Annotated in this window: 15 protein-coding genes; 8 read left to right on the top strand and 7 right to left on the bottom strand. The window is 33.3% G+C overall.

Features of this window, described 5'->3' with window-relative positions:
- Positions 1–69 precede the first annotated feature (69 nt).
- From ACE193_RS23170 to ACE193_RS23200, 7 genes are all read left to right on the top strand, one after another.
- On the top strand, positions 70–6045 hold the full coding sequence (locus ACE193_RS23170) for a DUF6443 domain-containing protein (RefSeq protein ID WP_375560562.1): 5976 nt from the start codon (positions 70–72) through the stop codon (positions 6043–6045).
- 12 nt (positions 6046–6057) lie between these two features.
- Positions 6058–6486 (top strand): hypothetical protein, encoded by a 429-nt coding sequence (locus ACE193_RS23175; RefSeq protein ID WP_375560563.1) that lies wholly within the window; start codon positions 6058–6060, stop codon positions 6484–6486.
- A gap of 219 nt (positions 6487–6705) precedes the next feature.
- Positions 6706–7134 (top strand): hypothetical protein, encoded by a 429-nt coding sequence (locus ACE193_RS23180; protein ID WP_375560564.1) that lies wholly within the window; start codon positions 6706–6708, stop codon positions 7132–7134.
- A gap of 24 nt (positions 7135–7158) precedes the next feature.
- On the top strand, positions 7159–7473 hold the full coding sequence (locus ACE193_RS23185; RefSeq protein ID WP_375560565.1) for a hypothetical protein: 315 nt from the start codon (positions 7159–7161) through the stop codon (positions 7471–7473).
- Positions 7474–7519: 46 nt separating this feature from the next.
- Positions 7520–7933 (top strand): hypothetical protein, encoded by a 414-nt coding sequence (locus ACE193_RS23190; RefSeq protein ID WP_375560566.1) that lies wholly within the window; start codon positions 7520–7522, stop codon positions 7931–7933.
- A gap of 117 nt (positions 7934–8050) precedes the next feature.
- Positions 8051–9523, top strand: coding sequence for an RHS repeat-associated core domain-containing protein (locus ACE193_RS23195; RefSeq protein WP_375563379.1), 1473 nt, complete (start codon positions 8051–8053; stop codon positions 9521–9523).
- Complete coding sequence (locus ACE193_RS23200) at positions 9524–9790, top strand: hypothetical protein (RefSeq protein ID WP_375560567.1); 267 nt, start codon at positions 9524–9526, stop codon at positions 9788–9790.
- Positions 9791–10287: 497 nt separating this feature from the next.
- Here ACE193_RS23200 and ACE193_RS23205 read toward each other — a convergent pair whose 3' ends face one another.
- Positions 10288–11136: a hypothetical protein gene (locus tag ACE193_RS23205; protein WP_375560568.1), complete on the bottom strand. Its 849-nt coding sequence runs from the start codon at positions 11134–11136 to the stop codon at positions 10288–10290.
- 502 nt (positions 11137–11638) lie between these two features.
- Complete coding sequence (locus ACE193_RS23210; RefSeq protein WP_375560569.1) at positions 11639–13681, bottom strand: SpoIIE family protein phosphatase; 2043 nt, start codon at positions 13679–13681, stop codon at positions 11639–11641.
- Positions 13682–14123: 442 nt separating this feature from the next.
- Between ACE193_RS23210 and ACE193_RS23215 the strand changes: the two genes are divergently transcribed.
- Positions 14124–14834, top strand: coding sequence for a M24 family metallopeptidase (locus ACE193_RS23215; protein ID WP_375560570.1), 711 nt, complete (start codon positions 14124–14126; stop codon positions 14832–14834).
- A gap of 167 nt (positions 14835–15001) precedes the next feature.
- Here ACE193_RS23215 and mltG read toward each other — a convergent pair whose 3' ends face one another.
- From mltG to ACE193_RS23240, 5 genes are all read right to left on the bottom strand, one after another.
- Positions 15002–16081: an endolytic transglycosylase MltG gene (gene mltG / locus ACE193_RS23220; RefSeq protein ID WP_375560571.1), complete on the bottom strand. Its 1080-nt coding sequence runs from the start codon at positions 16079–16081 to the stop codon at positions 15002–15004.
- Between the two features lie 60 nt (positions 16082–16141).
- Positions 16142–16633 carry a YcxB family protein gene (locus tag ACE193_RS23225; RefSeq protein ID WP_375560572.1) on the bottom strand — a complete coding sequence of 164 codons (492 nt, stop codon included), beginning with the start codon at positions 16631–16633 and terminating at the stop codon, positions 16142–16144.
- 169 nt (positions 16634–16802) lie between these two features.
- Positions 16803–17279, bottom strand: a complete 477-nt coding sequence (locus ACE193_RS23230) for a hypothetical protein (RefSeq protein ID WP_375560573.1) — start codon at positions 17277–17279, stop codon at positions 16803–16805.
- Positions 17280–17340: 61 nt separating this feature from the next.
- A complete protein-coding gene (locus tag ACE193_RS23235; protein WP_375560574.1) occupies positions 17341–17850 on the bottom strand; it encodes a hypothetical protein in 510 nt (169 codons plus the stop codon).
- Between the two features lie 66 nt (positions 17851–17916).
- On the bottom strand, positions 17917–18504 hold the full coding sequence (locus ACE193_RS23240; RefSeq protein WP_375560575.1) for an RNA polymerase sigma factor: 588 nt from the start codon (positions 18502–18504) through the stop codon (positions 17917–17919).
- Positions 18505–18633: the final 129 nt, after the last annotated feature.

Here is an 18633-nt window from a genome sequence, read left to right on the forward strand (position 1 = left end):
GAAAAGCTCACAGAGCTTTCTTAAAAAACATTCAAAAAAACTGTATTTACTATTTTATCTGATTTTACAATGAAATATTTATTAACGTTACTATTCTCATTTTTAGTTTTCTTTCACGTTTCTGCTCAAATTAATGGTTCTTCTACTGGAACAGTTGCGCAATGTAGCACTTACTCCTTAGGAAGTTGGGGAAATGCTTGTGTTACTACTAGTTGGGGTGCGTCAGGTGGAACAATAGCTGGAACGACTACAAATACATCTAGTATAGAAGTCTGTTGGACAACACCTGGAACTCATACCATTTCTGTAAATGACGGTTGTGGAAAATCAGCAACTTTTCAAGTACAAGTTTCTTGCGCTCCTGTATCCATATCACCATCTACTACCATAGCCTGTATTGGACAACAAGTAACTCTCACAGCATCAGGATATACGAGTTATTCTTGGACAGGAGCTAGTGGAAGTGGAAGTACGGCTACTTTTACACCCACAAGTGCAGGATCACATACTGTATCTGTTACAGGTACAAGTGGAAACTGTACAACTACAAGTTCGGTAACTATCCAAGTAAATCCTCCAGCAACAGTTACAAATCCTGTTACTATCCAATCAGGGCAATCTACAACACTTTGTGCAAGTGGTGGTACAAGTTATTCTTGGAGTCCAGGGGGATCAACAAGTTCTTGTATTACTGTTTCGCCTGCGAATAATACTTCTTATTCTGTACAAATAACTACACCTTGTGGTTCTACAAGTTTATCTACTAATGTTACAGTAACAGGGGCACCTCTTTCCATTGGTGCAAATAATGCTTGTACAGGACAATCTATCGGAGCAAATGCAAGTGGTGGAACACCTCCTTATTCATTTTCGGCTAGTATTCCAATAGCTTCTCAAAATGGAACTTTTGGTTTTGCTACTCTAAATCCTACTTCAGCAGGAAATGTAACCATTACAGTTACTGACGCAGCAGGTGCTTCAACTTCTACAACCGTTTCTGTAGGTCAAGCTCCTTCTTTTAGTCTTAGCGTAGATAGAACACATATTTGTTTTGGAGAAACTGCAAATATGTCAGTAGTGGGAGGAGATGCTCAAACTTCATATACTTGGCAGATTGTTAGTGGAAATGGTTCTATTTCTGGAGGAGGAACAGGTGCTACCATAATACCTGTTGGTAGTGTTGTGGTACAAGTAACAGGCACAAAAAATGGCTGTTCGTTTAGTGCAAGTAGAGGGGTAATTGTTTCTAGTGGAGGTGTTTCTATTTCTACAGCATCTACAACAGTTTGTAGTGGAAATGATTTTTGGTTGTATGGAAATGGAGTAAACTCGTATGAGTGGAGCGTGAATGGTCAAGTATTTAGCACGTCTCAAAATGTGCAAATGTCTGTTACAATGCCTACTGTCGTGGATTTGAAAGGTATAGATAATTGTGGAAATGAAACGTATGACCAAATAACTCTTTCAGTTGCGCCTGCATTAAATGTAGATGTAACTCCAGAAACTACCTACTTTTTGTTAGGAGAAGACGTAACTTTCACAGCTTCCTCAGCAGAACCAGTTACTTATACATGGTATGATGAGACTCAAACAACGCAATTAGGAACAGGAGCTACTTTTACACAAACACCTACTGAAAACACTACTTATACACTTGTAGCTTCTAATGGAGTTTGTGAGGTATCAAAACAAGTACATGCACTTTTAGGAATAGAAAGAGATGTAGTTTTCTGTTCTCCATTCAAAGACCAAACTCTTGAGCCTATTCCTACTGAAAATTATAGTGTTCCGAATCCTGACTATGATAAAAATTATATTCGTTCGGAAACGATGCTTTCTCCTGTCAAAACACAAGCAGAGATTGACGCTTTACCAATCAATAACAATGGAAAAGCAGTAGCCTTTGGTTTCTTTGATGGACTGGGAAGAGACGAGCAAACCGTACAACTAGAAGCATCTCCAAATGGAAATAATATCATTCAGCACATAGAATACGATGAGTTTGGACGAATGCCGAAAGGGTTTTTACCTCACACAGGAACAAATAATAGTAATCCGTTCCAACAAAATGCAGCGACTGAGCAAGCAGCTTTTTATCTTGACCCAGTAGCAGATTATGCAACTACAAAAATTCCATACTCAGAAAAGGTATTTGAAAACTCTCCATACAGCCGTGTTTTGGAACAAGCAGCACAAGGAGAAGCATATAGTTTGCAAACTGGAAATACCATAAAAGCATCTGAAAGACCAAATACAATAGCAGATGTAGTTCATCAATGGTATTATGATGCATCTTCTGGACAATTAATGTCAGATAATTTTTATGCAGATGGCGAGCTTTGGGTAAATGAAACGCAAGATGAACATGGAACAAAAACATGGCAGTTTACCGACAAATTAGGAAGACTTATTTTGCAGCGTACTGAAATGGGAAAAGCTTCTAAAGAAGATCCTAAAGAAGACCCTAAAAAGAGAGGAAGTGAGGAAAACACAGCAACTCCTGTCGAAACCTACTATGTTTATCACAAACGTTTCCTCAAAAAACCTCAATTTATCATTCAGCCAGAAGGTGTAAAAAATCGCTATGGCATTGAAGTAGTATATCTTATCCCACAAGAAGTAACAAACTGGACATTCTCTTATCAGTACGATGGAAGAGGAAGAGTACACAAAAAATGGATTCCGGGGCAAGAAGGAGAATCTACTTTTATCTATGATGAGCGTGATAGAATGATTTTGGCACAAACGCCAAATCAGATGAAACAAAATGAATGGACATTTACCAAATATGATGCTCTTAATCGTCCTGTAATGTCTGGTTTGTATTCGTCTAACAAAACAGTAGCAGAACTTCAAAGCGAAATTGAAGACCAAGACGAACAAAATATGTATGAGTATAGAGAAATTGATGTTCCTTTTGGGTATTCAAATATCAGTTTTCCTATTTTGGAAAGTACAAAAGAAGTACTTAGCGTAATTTATTACGATGGCTATTGTGATATTTTTGATGAAGAAGCAGAAGCAGAAAATTTCTTATTTGCATCAAATCCTTTAGTTTTGGAAGAAGAACAAGCTGCAACCGTTAGAGGACTAACCACAGTAAGCAAAACGAGAGTTTTGGATGATAATGGTGAGTGGTTGGCGAGTGTGATTTATTACGATGACTACCACCGTTCTATCCAAACACAGACGCAACAAACAGGTGGCGATTGGGATATTATGACGAATCTATATGATTTTAGTGGAAAAGTTTTGAATACGTATCAAGAACACCAAAGTCAGATTGAGCCAGTTGTGGTACAACAAAAGTTTGAATACGACCACGCAGGACGTTTGCTTCAAACCTATCACAGAGTAAATCAAGAAGAAACGATTTTGCTTTCAAATGTCCGTTACAACGAAGTAGGACAGGTAAAAGGCAAAGGGTTGCATAGACAAACGCCTTTACAAGATATTACTTTTAAGTATAATATCAGAGGATGGCTTACGCATATCAATGAATTAGAAAACATAAAACAAAGCGAAGAGAGCAAATTATTTGCTTTTCAAATTTATTACGATGAAGCTAACCAGTATAATGGAAATATTGGTGCAGTACAATGGAAAACGGTTACAGATGCTGTACAGCGTGGATATGAGTTTGATTATGACAAACTCAACCGTTTGAAAGGAGCAAAATATTTCAATGATGGAACTTCAAAATATGAAGGTGAAGATTATTCTGTCGAAAATATCAATTACGACCACAATGGAAATATTTTGAGTTTGGCTCGTAATGGACTTTTAGAGATGAAAATTTCAGAAGAAGACCCTACTCAAATCGACAAACAATACGGTCAGATAGACGATTTGTACTATACGTATAGTGTAGGCAGAAACGGAATTCGTAGCAATCGTTTGATGGATGTAGCAGATGGCGCAGGTCAAAACTCTGGTATAGCAGGCGATTTTCAAGATAACAACCAAAGTTCTGCACCTGATTATGGTTATGATAAAAATGGAAACTTACTTATTGATAATAATAAAGGTATTGCTAAGATTATCTATAATCATCTAAATCTACCTGAAAGAATTGTTTTTGAAACAGGAAATGAAATCATCAATACGTATGATGCAGCAGGAATAAAACTAAAAAGTGAGATTGTAGAACAAGGCGTTACGTTGCGTACTACGTATTACAAAAACGGTTTTATTTACGAACAAAACAGTACAGATCCAGAGTTGAAACTAGCCTTTTTCGGCACAGCAGAGGGCAGAATCGTAAAAAAAGAAAGAAATTTTGTTTACGAATACCACTACAAAGACCATTTGGGTAACTTACGTGTAGCCTTCCAAGCACAAGAAGACAGCGAAAGAGAGCGTTTTTCTTTGACAATGGAAAACGAAAAAGCTACGGAAGAAGAAAAAGAATTTGAAAATGTAGCAGCAGCACGAAGCGACCAAAAAGACAAAGAAGGTCATTATTCGGCAGAGCTAGAAAACTCAAAACAAGCCATTTCGAAGACTATAAAAGTCAAAAAAGGCGATAGAATAAAAGCGAGTGTTTTTGCAACACACGACCCAGCCATTGCCGAAACTGACCCAACAAAAGCGATTGCAGAAGCGAAAAAAGATGTTTTACTTTCTCTTGGTGGTGTGGTTGCTGGTAGCATAAATACCAATCCGACACAACAAGAAATAGAAATTCCATTAAATCCAGAAATAACACCAGCCCGAACGGAAACTATACAACCTCCAAAAGTACAATTAAATCTATTGGATTTTATACCAGTAATCCGTAACTTGCGAGCATTGAACCGAGCCAAAAAAGCAAAAGGTTTAGAACCTGATACTTATTTTGTACCGAAAGGCGAGTTAGTTTTGGAGCTAAGAGATTCTACGGATAGTCTTATCTTTGAGAAACGAGAAAAACTGACTATTTCATCGGCTATTTCTTGGGAAAAACTCGTTTCTAATCTTGATATTTCACAAGATGGAAATCTATCTGTTTACATTGATAATAGTAGCTCTGATAAAGTTTATTTTGATGAATTTATTATTGAAAAAACCGAAGCTACTGTTGCTGTTGTAGTTCAAGAGAATCATTACTATCCTTTCGGTATGAATATGAAAGGTATTGAGGAGCTTGATTTGCAGAGTTTAGGTAATACAGATGAGCATCGTTTTCAGTACAATGGTAAGGAGAAAGAGGAATCTTTTGGTCTTTATTGGAATGACCATGGGGCGAGAAATGTAGATTTACAGCTTGGTCGTTGGTGGGGAGTTGATCCTTTGGCTGAGAAGTTTGTTTCTACCTCTTCTTATGTTGCAATGTTGAATAATCCTATTCGTTTTGTGGATTTGGATGGACGTTTGGCTGGAGATTTTTTAGATAGCAAAGGCAATATTATTGGTAATGATGGAAAACCAGATGAAAAAGTATATGTAATCAAGACTAAAACAAAAGCATTTGTAAGTTTAGATGGTACTACTGTGAAGGGTGCTGGATTGTCTAAGAAAAAAGTAAAAGAAACAGAAAAATTTATAAAAGCTAACTCTGGTAATTCAGATGCCTTTGAAAAGAACAGTATAGCATATGATAATTCTATAGAAATAGAAGGATCGCAAGAAACAAGACAAGCAATGGCAGATATAGTTTCTCAAGATGATGGAAGTGGGGGTACAGGCGATGCAAATAATAGGGAATATGGAGGAACAGTTCAAAATGATGGTGAAGTTGTTCCAACTGAGCCAGGGGAGGTAACTAGCCCTAAATATAAAAATACCGCTACTGTACCTTTAACATCAAATTCTAAAACTAAATCTGTTTTTCATAGTCATCAAAGTGGTACTGTGACAGATAATGTTGATCTCAATACAATAAGTAGTAGTACTCCTAATACATATAGTTTTACTCAAAACCCTTCTCCACAAGATATATCAGGAGCTGAAGGGAGAACAAATTATGTATTTGGAAGAGGAAGTGGCAAAGTCTATATATATAATTCTGATGGAGTTCAAGCTGTTATACCTTTTAAAAGATTTGTACAACCTAAACAAGATTAAATTAACCTTATTATGAAACATTTATTTTTTATCATTCTTTTTATTATTCCTTCTTTAACTATTGCTCAAACTCTAAATCCATATGACACAAGTATATCTTCTCATGTTGAATACCTATCAAAAAATTATGTTCTTGAAAAAGGGTGTATATATGTACAAGAAAGTAACAAACCTAATCTTCTTACACTCAAAAGTATTAAAGAGTTTAATATAGTTATTCTAAATAGCGAAAACATAGTAAAAAAAGCAAAGAAAAAATCTTTTGTTATTAGTGTTATACAACATGTGAGATTTGAAAATGACACCTTTATCATAGACATAGTAGATTTTTTTGTTAAATACAAGAGAGGAGGATTAAATTATGTAAATGTAGGGGGAGAGTCATTCACTTTTAAGTATGATTGCGAAAAAGAAGAGTTTGTATTAGTAAAAAATAAGTAAATCCCTGCTGCATCTCGGCTGTCGGAAAAAAAATAAAAAAACGGCTGTCGCTTGGCTCAAGCCAAGTGACGGCTATGTATTCGGCTTCCAGCCGTCGTTTTTGTATTTGGTGTTCTATCTGTTTGGACGTATGAATACCACTACAAAGACCATTTAGGAAACTTACGTGTAGCCTTCCAAGCACAAGAAGACAGCGAAAGAGAGCGTTTTTCTTTGACAATGGAAAACGAAAAAGCTACGGAAGAAGAAGCCGAATTTAAAAATGTAGCAGCAGCACGAAGCGACCAAAAAGACAAAGAAGGGCATTATTCGGCAGAACTTACCAATGCAGATAAAGCAATTTCGAAAACAATAACTGTCAAAAAAGGGGATAAAATAAAGGCGAGTGTTTTTGCGACACACGACCCAGCCATTGCTGAAACTGACCCAACAAAAGCGATTGCAGAAGCAAAAAAAGATGTTTTACTTTCTCTTGGTGGTGTGGTTGCTGGTAGTATAAATACCAATCCTACCCAACAAGAAATAGAAATTCCATTAAATCCAGAAATAACACCTGCCCGAACAGAAACTATACAACCTCCCCTGCTGCATCTCGGCTGTCGGAAAAAGAATAAAAAAAATGGCTGTCGCTTGTCTCAAGCCAAGTGACGGCTATGTATTCGGCTTCCAGCCGTGGTTTTTGTATTTGGTGTTCTATCTGTTTGGACGTATGAATACCACTACAAAGACCATTTGGGCAACTTACGTGTAGCTTTCCAAGCGAAGGAAGACAGCGAAAGAGAGCGTTTTTCTCTAACAATGGAAGCCGACAGCGCACAAAAAGAAGAAGCACAGTTTGAGAATGTAGCAGCAGCACGAAGCGACCAAAAAGACAAAGAAGGACATTATTCGGCAGAACTAGAAAACTCTAAACAAGCCATTTCGAAGACTATAAAAGTCAAAAAAGGCGACCAAATAAAAGCAAGTGTTTTTTTTGTAAGTTTTTAATATTTTAGTTTATATAAATTGTTTTTTATTATAAATTTTATAAAAAATGAAAAAATATTTTTTTATTTTAATAATAATTATTCTTGCTTCTTGTGTAGAAGATACTATAATTGTTTCCTTTCCTTCATCTATTATAAAGTATAAGTTACTGGATAATAGGTGTAAAGTTTATGAGATTGTAGATTTTAAGGTTGATAAGGTTGAAGACTCCTTAGTCTATAACCAATATATTTGTAAAAATATCGTTACAGGTAATATTATCAAGTTTTTTAGTTTTAAAAATGCTGATTGTAAAACAGGAGATAATGTTATATTTAATATTTATGATACAACTTCTAATTCTGGTCTAATACAAGTGAGGAGTACAGAGTTGATTGAACATACTTATGCAAATTCACCTATTTTCATAGGTAACATATCATTTCTTAGCTCGGATTGTGATTTACAAAAAGATTTTTAACATTCTGCAATAGCTTGGGAAGAGTTAGTTTCAGATTTTGATGTTTCAGAAGATGGCAATCTGAAAGTTTATATTGATAATAGTAGTTCAGATAAAGTTTATTTTGATAACTTCGAAATAGAACGTACAGAGGCTACCGTTGCAGTCGTTGTACAGGAAAACCATTACTATCCTTTTGGTATGAATATGAAAGGGATTGAGGAGCTGGATTTGCAGAGTTTAGGTAATACAGATGAGCATCGTTTTCAATACAATGGTAAGGAAAAAGAGGAATCTTTTGGGTTGTATTGGACAGATTATGGGTGGCGTAATATGGATACTCAGTTGGGTAGATGGCACGGAATCGATGGAATGGCTGAAAAATATATTTCTCAATCGACTTATCATTATGCAGGGAATAATCCTGTTTCTAATCTTGATATAGATGGAAATGAGTTTACAGATGCGTTAAGAAATTTAGTAGATAAAGTTATCTCTGAATTAGATAGTAGAATTAAACATAAGGAAAATAGAGTATCTAAAAAAGAAAATTCTATTAATAATACGAAAGGAAAATTAGCAACAGCAGAAGCTGGTAGTAGACGAGAAAAAAGGTTAGAACGTAAATTAGCACGCCAAAATAATAGCTTATCTCGTAGAAAAGAGAAATTAAATGACGTAGTTTCGACTTCTCAAGAAATAATTTCAGAATTTAATACTCTAGAAGCGTCCTCTCAAGTATATGATTTTAAGCAGAATAATTCTTTAGATAATAAAGGATTAACAGGATTCGACCTTAACACAGGAACAGTAGTTATAGAACTGACATCATCTGCCTCTGTAGGTTTGATTGCACATGAATTAAAACATGCCTATCAATTTGAAACAGGAAGTTTTAGTGTAGGAAGAGAAATATCACATATTTCTTCTTATTTTAATCTACTTTATGACAGACATGACGAGGTAGAAGCCTACGAAAGACAAGCAATTTTTGGAGGTAGTGCATATGGTTTACATAATTTACCCTCTCCAACTTATGATTTTTTAGCTACTGGACCGTATTCCTATAAGAATATACCAGAGATTCAAAGTGCTATAAATAGCTCTAATCCTCAAAAAGAACTCCAAAGAATAGCAAGAGTATTTAAACATGCCTTTAGAGTTAATGGAACTACTATTATCCTAAATAAATACATCATGAAAAAAAAATTTTTTTATTATTATATATTAATTATTTTAGTATGTTTTTCTTGTACGAGAATGCGTACAGACAGATATTATTCAGATCTGTGCCTATTGTACGGAGAACCAAGCTTATATTTAAAAATATTTAAAAATGGCAATTTTACGTATCGTTTTATATATGCTCCTAAAAAAATTAGTGGTAAGTGGAAGGTACATAAAGATACACTTATACTAGAGTCTCCTTTATTTCTATTAGAAAAAGAAGAGGATATTATGCAAATGGTTAAAAACACTAGTGTACATGGGAGGGATGCTTATATTATCAAAGGAAAGAAACTTTATGCTTTAGATAGTAACAATAACTTAGTTACAAAGTGTCCTTTGAAACTTTCTAAGAAAAGTAAAGTGAATTTAGAACACTATTGATTGGAGCTAAGAGATTCTACAGATAGTCTTATCTTTGAGAAACGAGAAAAACTAACTATTTCTTCGGCTGTATCTTGGGAAAAATTAGTTTCTAATCTTGATATTTCACAAGACGGAAATCTATCTGTTTACATTGATAACTCTAGCTCTGATAAAGTTTATTTTGATGAATTTATTATTGAAAAAACAGAGGCTACAAAAGCCGTAGTCGTTCAAGAAAATCATTATTACCCAGAATTCTATGGTAAAACCAAGCCTATCCTTTAGAAAAAATGTTAAATTTGCTTTTTTGTTGGTGTTTAGTTTCGGCTTGCCGTTACTATCACAGATAGAACTAAGGCAAAAGACTTATTTTTTGTTAATGGTCTTGCGTGGTAAATTATAGATTTGTAGGAATGTTTTTTTGTTGCTCATCACAACGGTGTTGCCGAAGTTAAAGACCAACAAAGGTGAAGGATTTGATAAACTGATAGGTCGTAGTCGCAGACTTTCTACAACGTGATTTTATCAATGTAAAAAAAGACAATTTTAAATTAGAATAAGTCTGTTTTTTACTGCCTAAATTTTACCATGTTGGAATCACAGAATCAAATCGACTTGGAGGGGCTACGCCAAACGAATTGATTAGATTTGTAATTGGTATTGTAGAACCCATAAAACAAAATAGTTTAGATAAAATTTTACACAAAAAAAAGTCTATCAAAAACTAATTTGATAGACTTTTCTATTTTTATCTTAATGAGGATAAACGCTTGATTTGAAGATTACTTTACAAATCCACCACGAATACCGTTTAATAATGCGCCAAGTTCAGCAGCATGTTTGTCACTCATTGTATAAGTTGTTCCACCAGTAGTTCTTACTTCAGGACCATTTTCTGTAATTACTGTTTCACTTGTTACTTCAGTATTTTCTTCTGTTACATTACGATATACTTTTTGCACTTCTTTAAGTTGTGCAATAAGAGAATTGAATTTAGGCTGCGTTTTGTGTGCATCTAAAGCCATCATAAGACGGTCAAGAACCATTTTCTGTTCTGCCAAACGCTCTTTTAATTTGGCATTTTTCGTTTTTTTGTGCATATCAGCAAGCAAATGAGTAGATTCAATCCAACCACCTGTTACAAACAAAACGCTCAAGTGTTCACGCTTTTCAGTTTGAAGTTGTTCGTTGATGTCTTGTAAGTTACGAGTAGAACTACGGATAAGTTCTTCTAAGTTATCGCTATTAGAAGTAAGGTCTTTTAATGTTTCAGCGTCAAAGAATTGTCCGATATTAAGACCGTTTGCAAGTTCTTTGATAGCAGAAAGATAATCTAATACGTCTTGGTTTTTGTTGTAAATACTAGCGAAACCTAAGTCTGTACCATATACACCCAAGTTGAGCGCACGCTCATAACTATCTGTGTATTTACTAGCAGAAGAAGAGTTTGCAAGCTCACTTTTTACATACTCTGTACCTGTTTCTTTGATAAGAGTAGTAAGTTCTAATGGGTTAGGAATCGATTCAATGATTGATTTGATAAAATCATCTTTTGGGCTCATATTTAGTGTTGCAGCAGTGCTGAACATCAAGAAAATAACGCCTACAATACCAGCATATACTTTTGTCATAATGGCTATACGGTTTTAAAGTTTAGAATAAAGATTATTTTTGGAATTAACTTGTTTTATTTTTAGTAGAATCAAGCTAAAGTAAACTAATTAGAATGAATTAAGATGGAGAATATATTTTTGATATATTTTAATAAATTCTTATATTATTTAAAGGAATATATAGAGAATATACAAATACATTACCAATTTTTTATTCTATTAAGAAACTACTTGAAAATTATAAAAATAACTATTTCTTTTTAGTTTATTTCCAGCTTGTCTTAAAAATAACTTATCAATCAATAAAATTGATAAATGATATTTTGTGAGTTTTGCTTAATTAAATTTTTAAAGTTACTACCTATATTACAACTGTCTTGCCAAATAGCTAATTTATACAAAAAGGCTTGAAATATTCTTTCTATTAAAGGTGTAATAAGCTATATTATCGACAAAAGATGATTAAATATCTATTAAATTAATAGTGAATAGGAACAAAAAATGAGTTTTTAATTATTATTTAATCCAAATCTCCGACTTTTACACCCATTACTATAATATCATCAGTTTGTTTTTGGTCAGAAATTTTACTCCATGCCATTACTTCTTCATCTAATATTTCCATTTGACGTGCCATGGGCTTTTGATGAATTTTATAAAGAAGATTTTTAAAACGTTTACTTGAAAAAACACGTCCAAGTTCTCCTCCAAATTGGTCTTTATACCCATCAGAAAAAAGGTAAAAAATATCATCTTTTTGAAGTTGTATTTCGTGTGTTGTAAGTTGTAGATTTGCAAGTTTTCTTTTTTTGCGAATTCTACTAACACCACCCAATGAGGCTCTATCAGCTTTTATTTCAGTAAATTCTCCATTTCTAAAGAAATACAAAGAACGGTGCGCTCCAGCATATTTCATTTTAAGAGTATCCAAATCAATCGTACAGAAGGCAATTTCCATTCCATCTTGACTATTGTCAGAGTGTTCGTCTTGGTGCAATACCTTTCTAATATCATAATCTACTTCTTCCAAAACGATAGCAGGTTCTATTTGTCCTCCAATAGTTACTACGGTTGTCAGTAAATTATTTCCAAGCATAGACATAAAACCACCTGGAACTCCATGTCCTGTACAATCTCCAACAGCAATCAATAAATAACGTTTGCCATCTCTATTAATCTCATCAAACCAATAAAAATCACCCGAAACAATATCACGAGGTTTGTAAAGAACAAAAGAATTAGGAAAATATTTATTAAAAATATCGTGTTCTGGAAGAGTCGAACGCTGAATACGCTCGGCATAATGAATACTTGAAGTAATAGATTTGTTTTGTTTTTCAATTTCCTTGAAAGCCTCACCGAGCGCACTATTTTGCATCTCAATTTGGTCTTTGGAAAGCTCAATTTCTACTTTTTGCTCATTAATTTGTACATATTTTGATTCTATACGCTCATTAATAGCAGCTAATTCTATATTTAGTTCATCCTGTTCTCTCATTTTGGCTTTGAGTTTATTTGCCATTTGTCCAAAACTCTGCGCTAGTTTTCCTATTTCATCTTTTGATTTTATGTTTGGAACTGCTTCTAGGTTTCCTTCTCCCATTTCTTTTGCTGATGCTGTAAGGCTCAAAATAGGTTTTGCCAAAAGGCGAGCCACAATAAATGCAATAATTGAAGCAACTAAAATAACAAGACCTAATGTAAATCCAATTTTCTCACGTAAATCATAGACAGGCTCATAAACAACATCTTTTGGTAAGGCAATTAAAAGAATCCAATTATTACCAGCATAACTTAAATAACCTGTTTCTAACGTATAAAAGTAGATTTTATCTCCAAAGACATGGTATTTTTCTTTATCATGTTCTGCAAAATAAGCAAGTCGTTCCATGTTATGGTATTTCTCTTTTAATACACCTTCAGGGTTGGTATTTGAATACAAAATTGTTCCTTCTTTATCTAACAAGTCAATATCTGCATTTCTCATTAAAGAGTCAGTAGCAATAGATTCTTCAAAAATACTATTAATCCAAGATAAATCTGCACGAGTAACAACTGTACCTACACGTGTACCCATATCACTTCTCACAACGGCTGCAAAGTGCATAACAGGAATTCCTAGTGAAGCAGAAGGCGAAATATCCATCGTTACTTCTTGTTGTCCTTGGTCTATTTTTTCCCAGTAAGTACTTAAATCATGTATTTTTCCAATATTTAGATTGCGAGAGTCTGCCAAACGAAGACGAGTAGGGTCAAAAAATGAAATACTCTTGTACATTCCATTTTTGAGTTGAAGTTCTTTGATACGGTCAGTAAGTTCAGCTTGATTGATTGATTCGTCTGCAAGAATGGGGTCTTGAGAAAGCTGTTGAATATCTGTAACACGTTCATAAATAAAACGGTCAATATTGCTAATAGCAAAAGAAGATTGCTTTTCGATACGTGCTGTAATTTGTCTTTCTAATGTCTCTCGTGATTCAAGATCTACAAAGTAGAAAACAGTTCCTCCTGTAAAAGCAACCATAAAAAGACAAAGTAATACAAGTTTTATATATATATTCATTATTCAAAAAGGCAATATAATAGCAATTTTTTTGGACGGATTATTCTGGTTCTAAACTAGGAAGACAAGAACGATAAAAAACAGTGTTTTATTATCTTTTCCATAAAATCAATAAGCAATTTATAGCACGGAATAGATTTTATTCTAGTTTTTATTTGAGCTAGGCAAATGACTATGCAATATCCGTAAAATTTATCAAAAAACACAAGGAATTTTAAAAAATAGAAGTCAAAGAGCTATAAAATAGATGATTACTTGTATAGTTGAGAAATGTATTCCAAAGAATAAAGAGTTTATTTCCTAATTATACTGAAAATTCGTGCCTATTCCCTAAAAAAAAATAGTTTTTATACCAAAAGGTTCTATTTTTCGCTCAATTAGCGTATTTTTACCATTAATCAAAAAAATGCTATTCATTTAAAAACATATACTCATTTATTTTATGTCATCTATTACTAAATCTCCATTACAATCACTAATAGAAGCCGAAAAAAAGGCAATTCAATTATTTTCTGAAATAGAAAAACGAAAACTCATACAAACGGGAAAATCAGAAGAAGAACTAAGTCAAGAAATCTATGAACTAGCAAACAATCTTTTCGGAACTACTCGCCATTGGCATACACGCATCGTAAGGGCAGGAATAAACACTCTTTTGCCCTACTACGAAAACCCACCTTTGTTGAGATTGCAAGAAGATGATATTTTGTTTTTAGATTTAGGTCCTATTTTTCAAGAATGGGAAGCTGATTTGGGAAGAACCTATGTAATTGGAAATAATCCAAAAAAACTCAAACTCAAAAATGATGTAGAAAGAATTTGGGATGAATGCAGAAACTGGTATTTGGAACAAGTAGAAAAAGGAAATGAAATCACAGGCGCAGAGCTTTATCAAAAAGCAACTCAAATGGCGAATGATGCTGGTTGGGAGTTTGGAGGAGAAATAGCTGGACATATTGTCGGACAGTTTCCACACGAAAAACTAGAACAAGAAGACAAAACACTTTATATCCACCCAGAAAATCATTCTTCTATGTTGAGTAAAGATAAAGACGGAAATACTAGAAATTTTATCTTAGAAATTCATTTAGTGGATAGAGAATTGGGAATTGGTGGGTTTTATGAGCAACTACTTACTGGCAGTTATCAGTAAACAGTTATCAGTTAATTTCTTTATAAATTACGAATTACGAATTACGAATTTTTTTCATAAAAGACGAGAAATTAAAAACAATCAATTTAGAAAGTAATTTTTGATAACTGATAACTGATAACTGATAACTGATAACTGATAACTGATAACTGATAACTGATAACTGATTACTTGATTCCTCTAGCATTCAAAGCATTATGATAACGTCTTGCATTTGCTTCGTGTTCTGCATTTGTTTTGGCAAAAGCATGGTAACCAGATAAATCTTCTTTGGCACAGAAAAATATATATTCGTGATTTTCAGGTTTCAAAACGGCATTCAAACCAGAAATAGAAGGCAAACGAATAGGCGAAGGTGGCAAACCTACATATTTGTAGGTATTAAAAGGAGATTCAATTTCTTTATGACGATTTAAAACCCTTTTTATTGTGAAATCATTGTGAGCAAAAACAAGTGTTGGGTCAGCTTGAAGTAACATTTCTTTTTCCAAACGATTGAGATAAACACCTGCAACACGAGGTTTTTCATCTTTAAAACGAGTTTCTGCATCTACAATAGAAGCCAAAATAGCGACTTCTTTTTGAGAAAGTCCTTGTGCTTTAGCTAATTCTTTGCGCTCATCTGTCCAAAATTTATCATATTCTTTTTTCATTCTTTCGACAACTTCTTCCTTTGAATCTGTCCAATACATTTCATACGTATTAGGAATAAACATCGAAATAAAATTATCTTTATCGAATCCAAACTCTTTTGCTGTACTTTCATCTTGTAAATAATTCGCAAATGCTGCCGAATCAATAGCCAAATTAGTTGTTATTTTTCCTGCAAGCTCTGGTAAAAAACGTAAATTTTCATTGAAAGTAACATTGACAGGAGCTTGAGCTCCAGAACGAAGCTGACGAACAAAATCAATCGTATTTGTTTTTGGAGTAAGAATATAACGACCTGCTTTTACATTGTCCACATAATTCATCCATTTTGAAAAGACACCAAAAGCGACAGGGTGCTGAATCGTTCCGTCTTCACGAAGCTGTTTGGCAAGAACATCATAACTCATTCCTTTTGGGATGTACAAAACCTGCTCTTTTGCTCCTTTGCTAGTCAGAACATTTGGCGTATAAGCCATTTGATAAATATAATAACTTGTGCCGATAATAAAAACAGATAAACCTGCAAAAAGCCCTAAAAAGACTTTGTATTTTGTGCTTATTTTTTTATCAGAATTTTCTTTTTTGGAAGTAGCCATTTTGATATATAATTTAGACCCTAAGGGTTTTCAGAAACCCTTAGGGTCTTTTTTTTATAATTATTTTTTAATCTCTGTATTCAAATACCCTTTGCGACGGATAACTGTTTCTACAAATTTGATTTCATTTTCAGATTTGAAGATAGTAAAAGGGAAATACAAAAATTCGTATTTTGAAAGATAAAGAACAAAAGCATCTTCTCTTTTTTCTACCTTAATAATTTTGTCCCATTTTATTTCAGAGCCTCTTTTGGCATCTACCATCATCATAATTCGCTGACTGTTGATGTCATACGCATATTTGTCAAAAAGTGGTTTGGATTTTTCGTGCATCGTAAGTCCTTTAAATTGGATATACCAAAAAAGAAGATACAAACCTGAAAGAACAAGCGAAACGCCTAAACCCCATCCCCACAAACCAAAAGCAAGAAAGATAAGAAAAATAGCAGGTGGAATAAACCACACCCACCACCAGTGTTTGAGGGCATTTACAAATGAAATTTTGACGTAAACATCAGGATCGATTTTATATTTTTTTGTTTTTACAATCATAAAAATGAATTCGTAGTGAATTTTTTGTGAGTTGAATTACTATTTTAATTTGAATGCAAAATTAAGTAAAATAATCTAAATCAGTTACCAGTTATCAGTAAATAGTAATCAGTTAAGGATAAAATAACATAAAAAACAAAACCCACGAATTTATTCATGGGTTAAAAAGTTAATTATCTTCATCTTCGTCGTCTGGAGGGTGGTGTCCTCCTCGCTTCGAAAGCTCTCTTAAAAGCATTCTTCTAAACTGTCTTTCTGTTCGGTATAATTCCATTATTTTTTCTACTGGAACAACAGTTTTGAATTTTTCGAAGTAGAGTTTATCCAAGGCTAATTCTTGTTCTCTTAGTTCAAATGATTGTTTGAAAGATGTTTCTAGTTTTGTGCCTGTTAGGTTTCTTCCTTCTCTTCGGTTTTGTTTGAGTTGTTTTTTTATACTTTCTCTTTTGGTGGAATATTCATTATAAATAGGAAAGAATTTAGCTGCTTCTTCTGATGAAAGATTAAGATTTTGAGTAATCATGGCTACTCGCATCGCTTTTAATTGTTCACTCATTTCTATATCATGACCTTTGCCCTTTTGAGCAAAAACAGAAATAGAAAAACAGAAGAATAAAATGAATAAGGTATAAAATTTAGTTTTCATATAGGTTTGATTGTTTATTTTTTTGAGTTTTAATTTACTACTTATAATTCACAATTTGTATTTACAGGTATTCCTCTTCTAACATCAAATCCAATGACTCAGCATCAATAGAGTTCAAATCAGATTCTTCAAAAAGACTATTACTTTCCAAATTAGAATTTTGAGGAATAAAACTCACTAATTCATTTTCAGAAATATCTTCATTTAATAAAAAATCATTGATTTGTTCGGTCGGAATTTTTGAAAAATCTAATTTTGAATTTTGATTATTTTCCATCACTAAAGTAGTTTGAGAATCTATATTTGATTTAGAAGAATAAGTATAAATTCCTGTTATGGCTATAAATAGTAAAAGAAGTGTCGCAGCAATTCCCATAATTTGAGGTCTTACCCAAAAATTAGTATTTTTAGCCTTTTGTGAATCAATAGAAACTGATTTAGCTTCTTTATTCAAGTTTTTATTTTGTTCTTCCTTTTCTAGTTGAGCATAAATTTTACTAGAAATACTATCAAAATGCGCTTCGTCAGGCATTTCAAAAGGTTGTTTTTTGTGTATATCTTCTAATTTCATTGTAAATTTTATTTAATTATTCTGAATATTTTTTCAAATGCACTGACGTGTATTTTACAGTATTTTTTATTGATAATTTTCTTTCAAATAACTTTCAATTTTCTTGGTTGCCAAGTGATAAGAAGCCTTTAAAGCTCCCACAGAAGTATCTACTATTTCCGAAATTTCGTTGTATTTCATCTCATCAAAATACTTCATATTAAAAACCAAACGCTGTTTGTCAGGCAAAGTCAAGATTGCTTTTTGAAGAATTAACTGTACTTCATCTCCTGAAAACTGCTCATCACTTTCTAAGTTTTGCATAAGCTGCTCCGAGGTTTCATTCATTGGAAGTCCTTGTTTTTTCTTTTTTCTATCTAGAAAACGTAACGTTTCATTGGTTGCTATTCTATAAATCCATGTATAAAGTTTAGATTCATTTTTAAATTTTTCTATGTTTTTCCACACTTTTACAAATACTTCTTGCAACAAATCATCAGTATCATCAGCATCAATTACCATTTTTCGAATATGAGAATAAATGGCTCGTCGGTGCAGACGCATAATTCCATCAAAAGCAATGGTGCGTTCTTTCGAAGTTGTTTGTGGGTTCTGTAATTGTTGAATCCACTTTTGTTCTTGTTCTGCCTGACTGGGTTGAGCTGTTTCTGACAAAGAAAAATAGATTAAGGTTAGTTGGTTTGATGAAAACAGTACAAATAAAGTGTTTTCTGATTTCTTTTTGCATATTAGATACAAAAAAATAGCAAAGGTTTAATTAGAAATTATTTTTTTTCTGTGTGA

Origin of the sequence: Bernardetia aquimarina, assembly GCF_042180575.1 — a bacterium.
Taxonomy (GTDB): Bacteria; Bacteroidota; Bacteroidia; order Cytophagales; family Bernardetiaceae; genus Bernardetia.

What these genes read in the sequence shown, in the direction of transcription:
- ACE193_RS23175 (WP_375560563.1), top strand. Translation starts at nt 6,058, where the DNA reads ATGAAACATTTATTTTTTATCATTCTTTTTATTATTCCTTCTTTAACT.
- ACE193_RS23205 (WP_375560568.1), bottom strand. Translation starts at nt 11,136, where the DNA reads ATGACAAAAGTATATGCTGGTATTGTAGGCGTTATTTTCTTGATGTTC.
- ACE193_RS23170 (WP_375560562.1), top strand. Translation starts at nt 70, where the DNA reads ATGAAATATTTATTAACGTTACTATTCTCATTTTTAGTTTTCTTTCAC.
- ACE193_RS23215 (WP_375560570.1), top strand. Translation starts at nt 14,124, where the DNA reads ATGTCATCTATTACTAAATCTCCATTACAATCACTAATAGAAGCCGAA.
- mltG (WP_375560571.1), bottom strand. Translation starts at nt 16,081, where the DNA reads ATGGCTACTTCCAAAAAAGAAAATTCTGATAAAAAAATAAGCACAAAA.
- ACE193_RS23190 (WP_375560566.1), top strand. Translation starts at nt 7,520, where the DNA reads ATGAAAAAATATTTTTTTATTTTAATAATAATTATTCTTGCTTCTTGT.
- ACE193_RS23225 (WP_375560572.1), bottom strand. Translation starts at nt 16,633, where the DNA reads ATGATTGTAAAAACAAAAAAATATAAAATCGATCCTGATGTTTACGTC.
- ACE193_RS23180 (WP_375560564.1), top strand. Translation starts at nt 6,706, where the DNA reads ATGGAAAACGAAAAAGCTACGGAAGAAGAAGCCGAATTTAAAAATGTA.
- ACE193_RS23230 (WP_375560573.1), bottom strand. Translation starts at nt 17,279, where the DNA reads ATGAAAACTAAATTTTATACCTTATTCATTTTATTCTTCTGTTTTTCT.
- ACE193_RS23235 (WP_375560574.1), bottom strand. Translation starts at nt 17,850, where the DNA reads ATGAAATTAGAAGATATACACAAAAAACAACCTTTTGAAATGCCTGAC.
- ACE193_RS23210 (WP_375560569.1), bottom strand. Translation starts at nt 13,681, where the DNA reads ATGAATATATATATAAAACTTGTATTACTTTGTCTTTTTATGGTTGCT.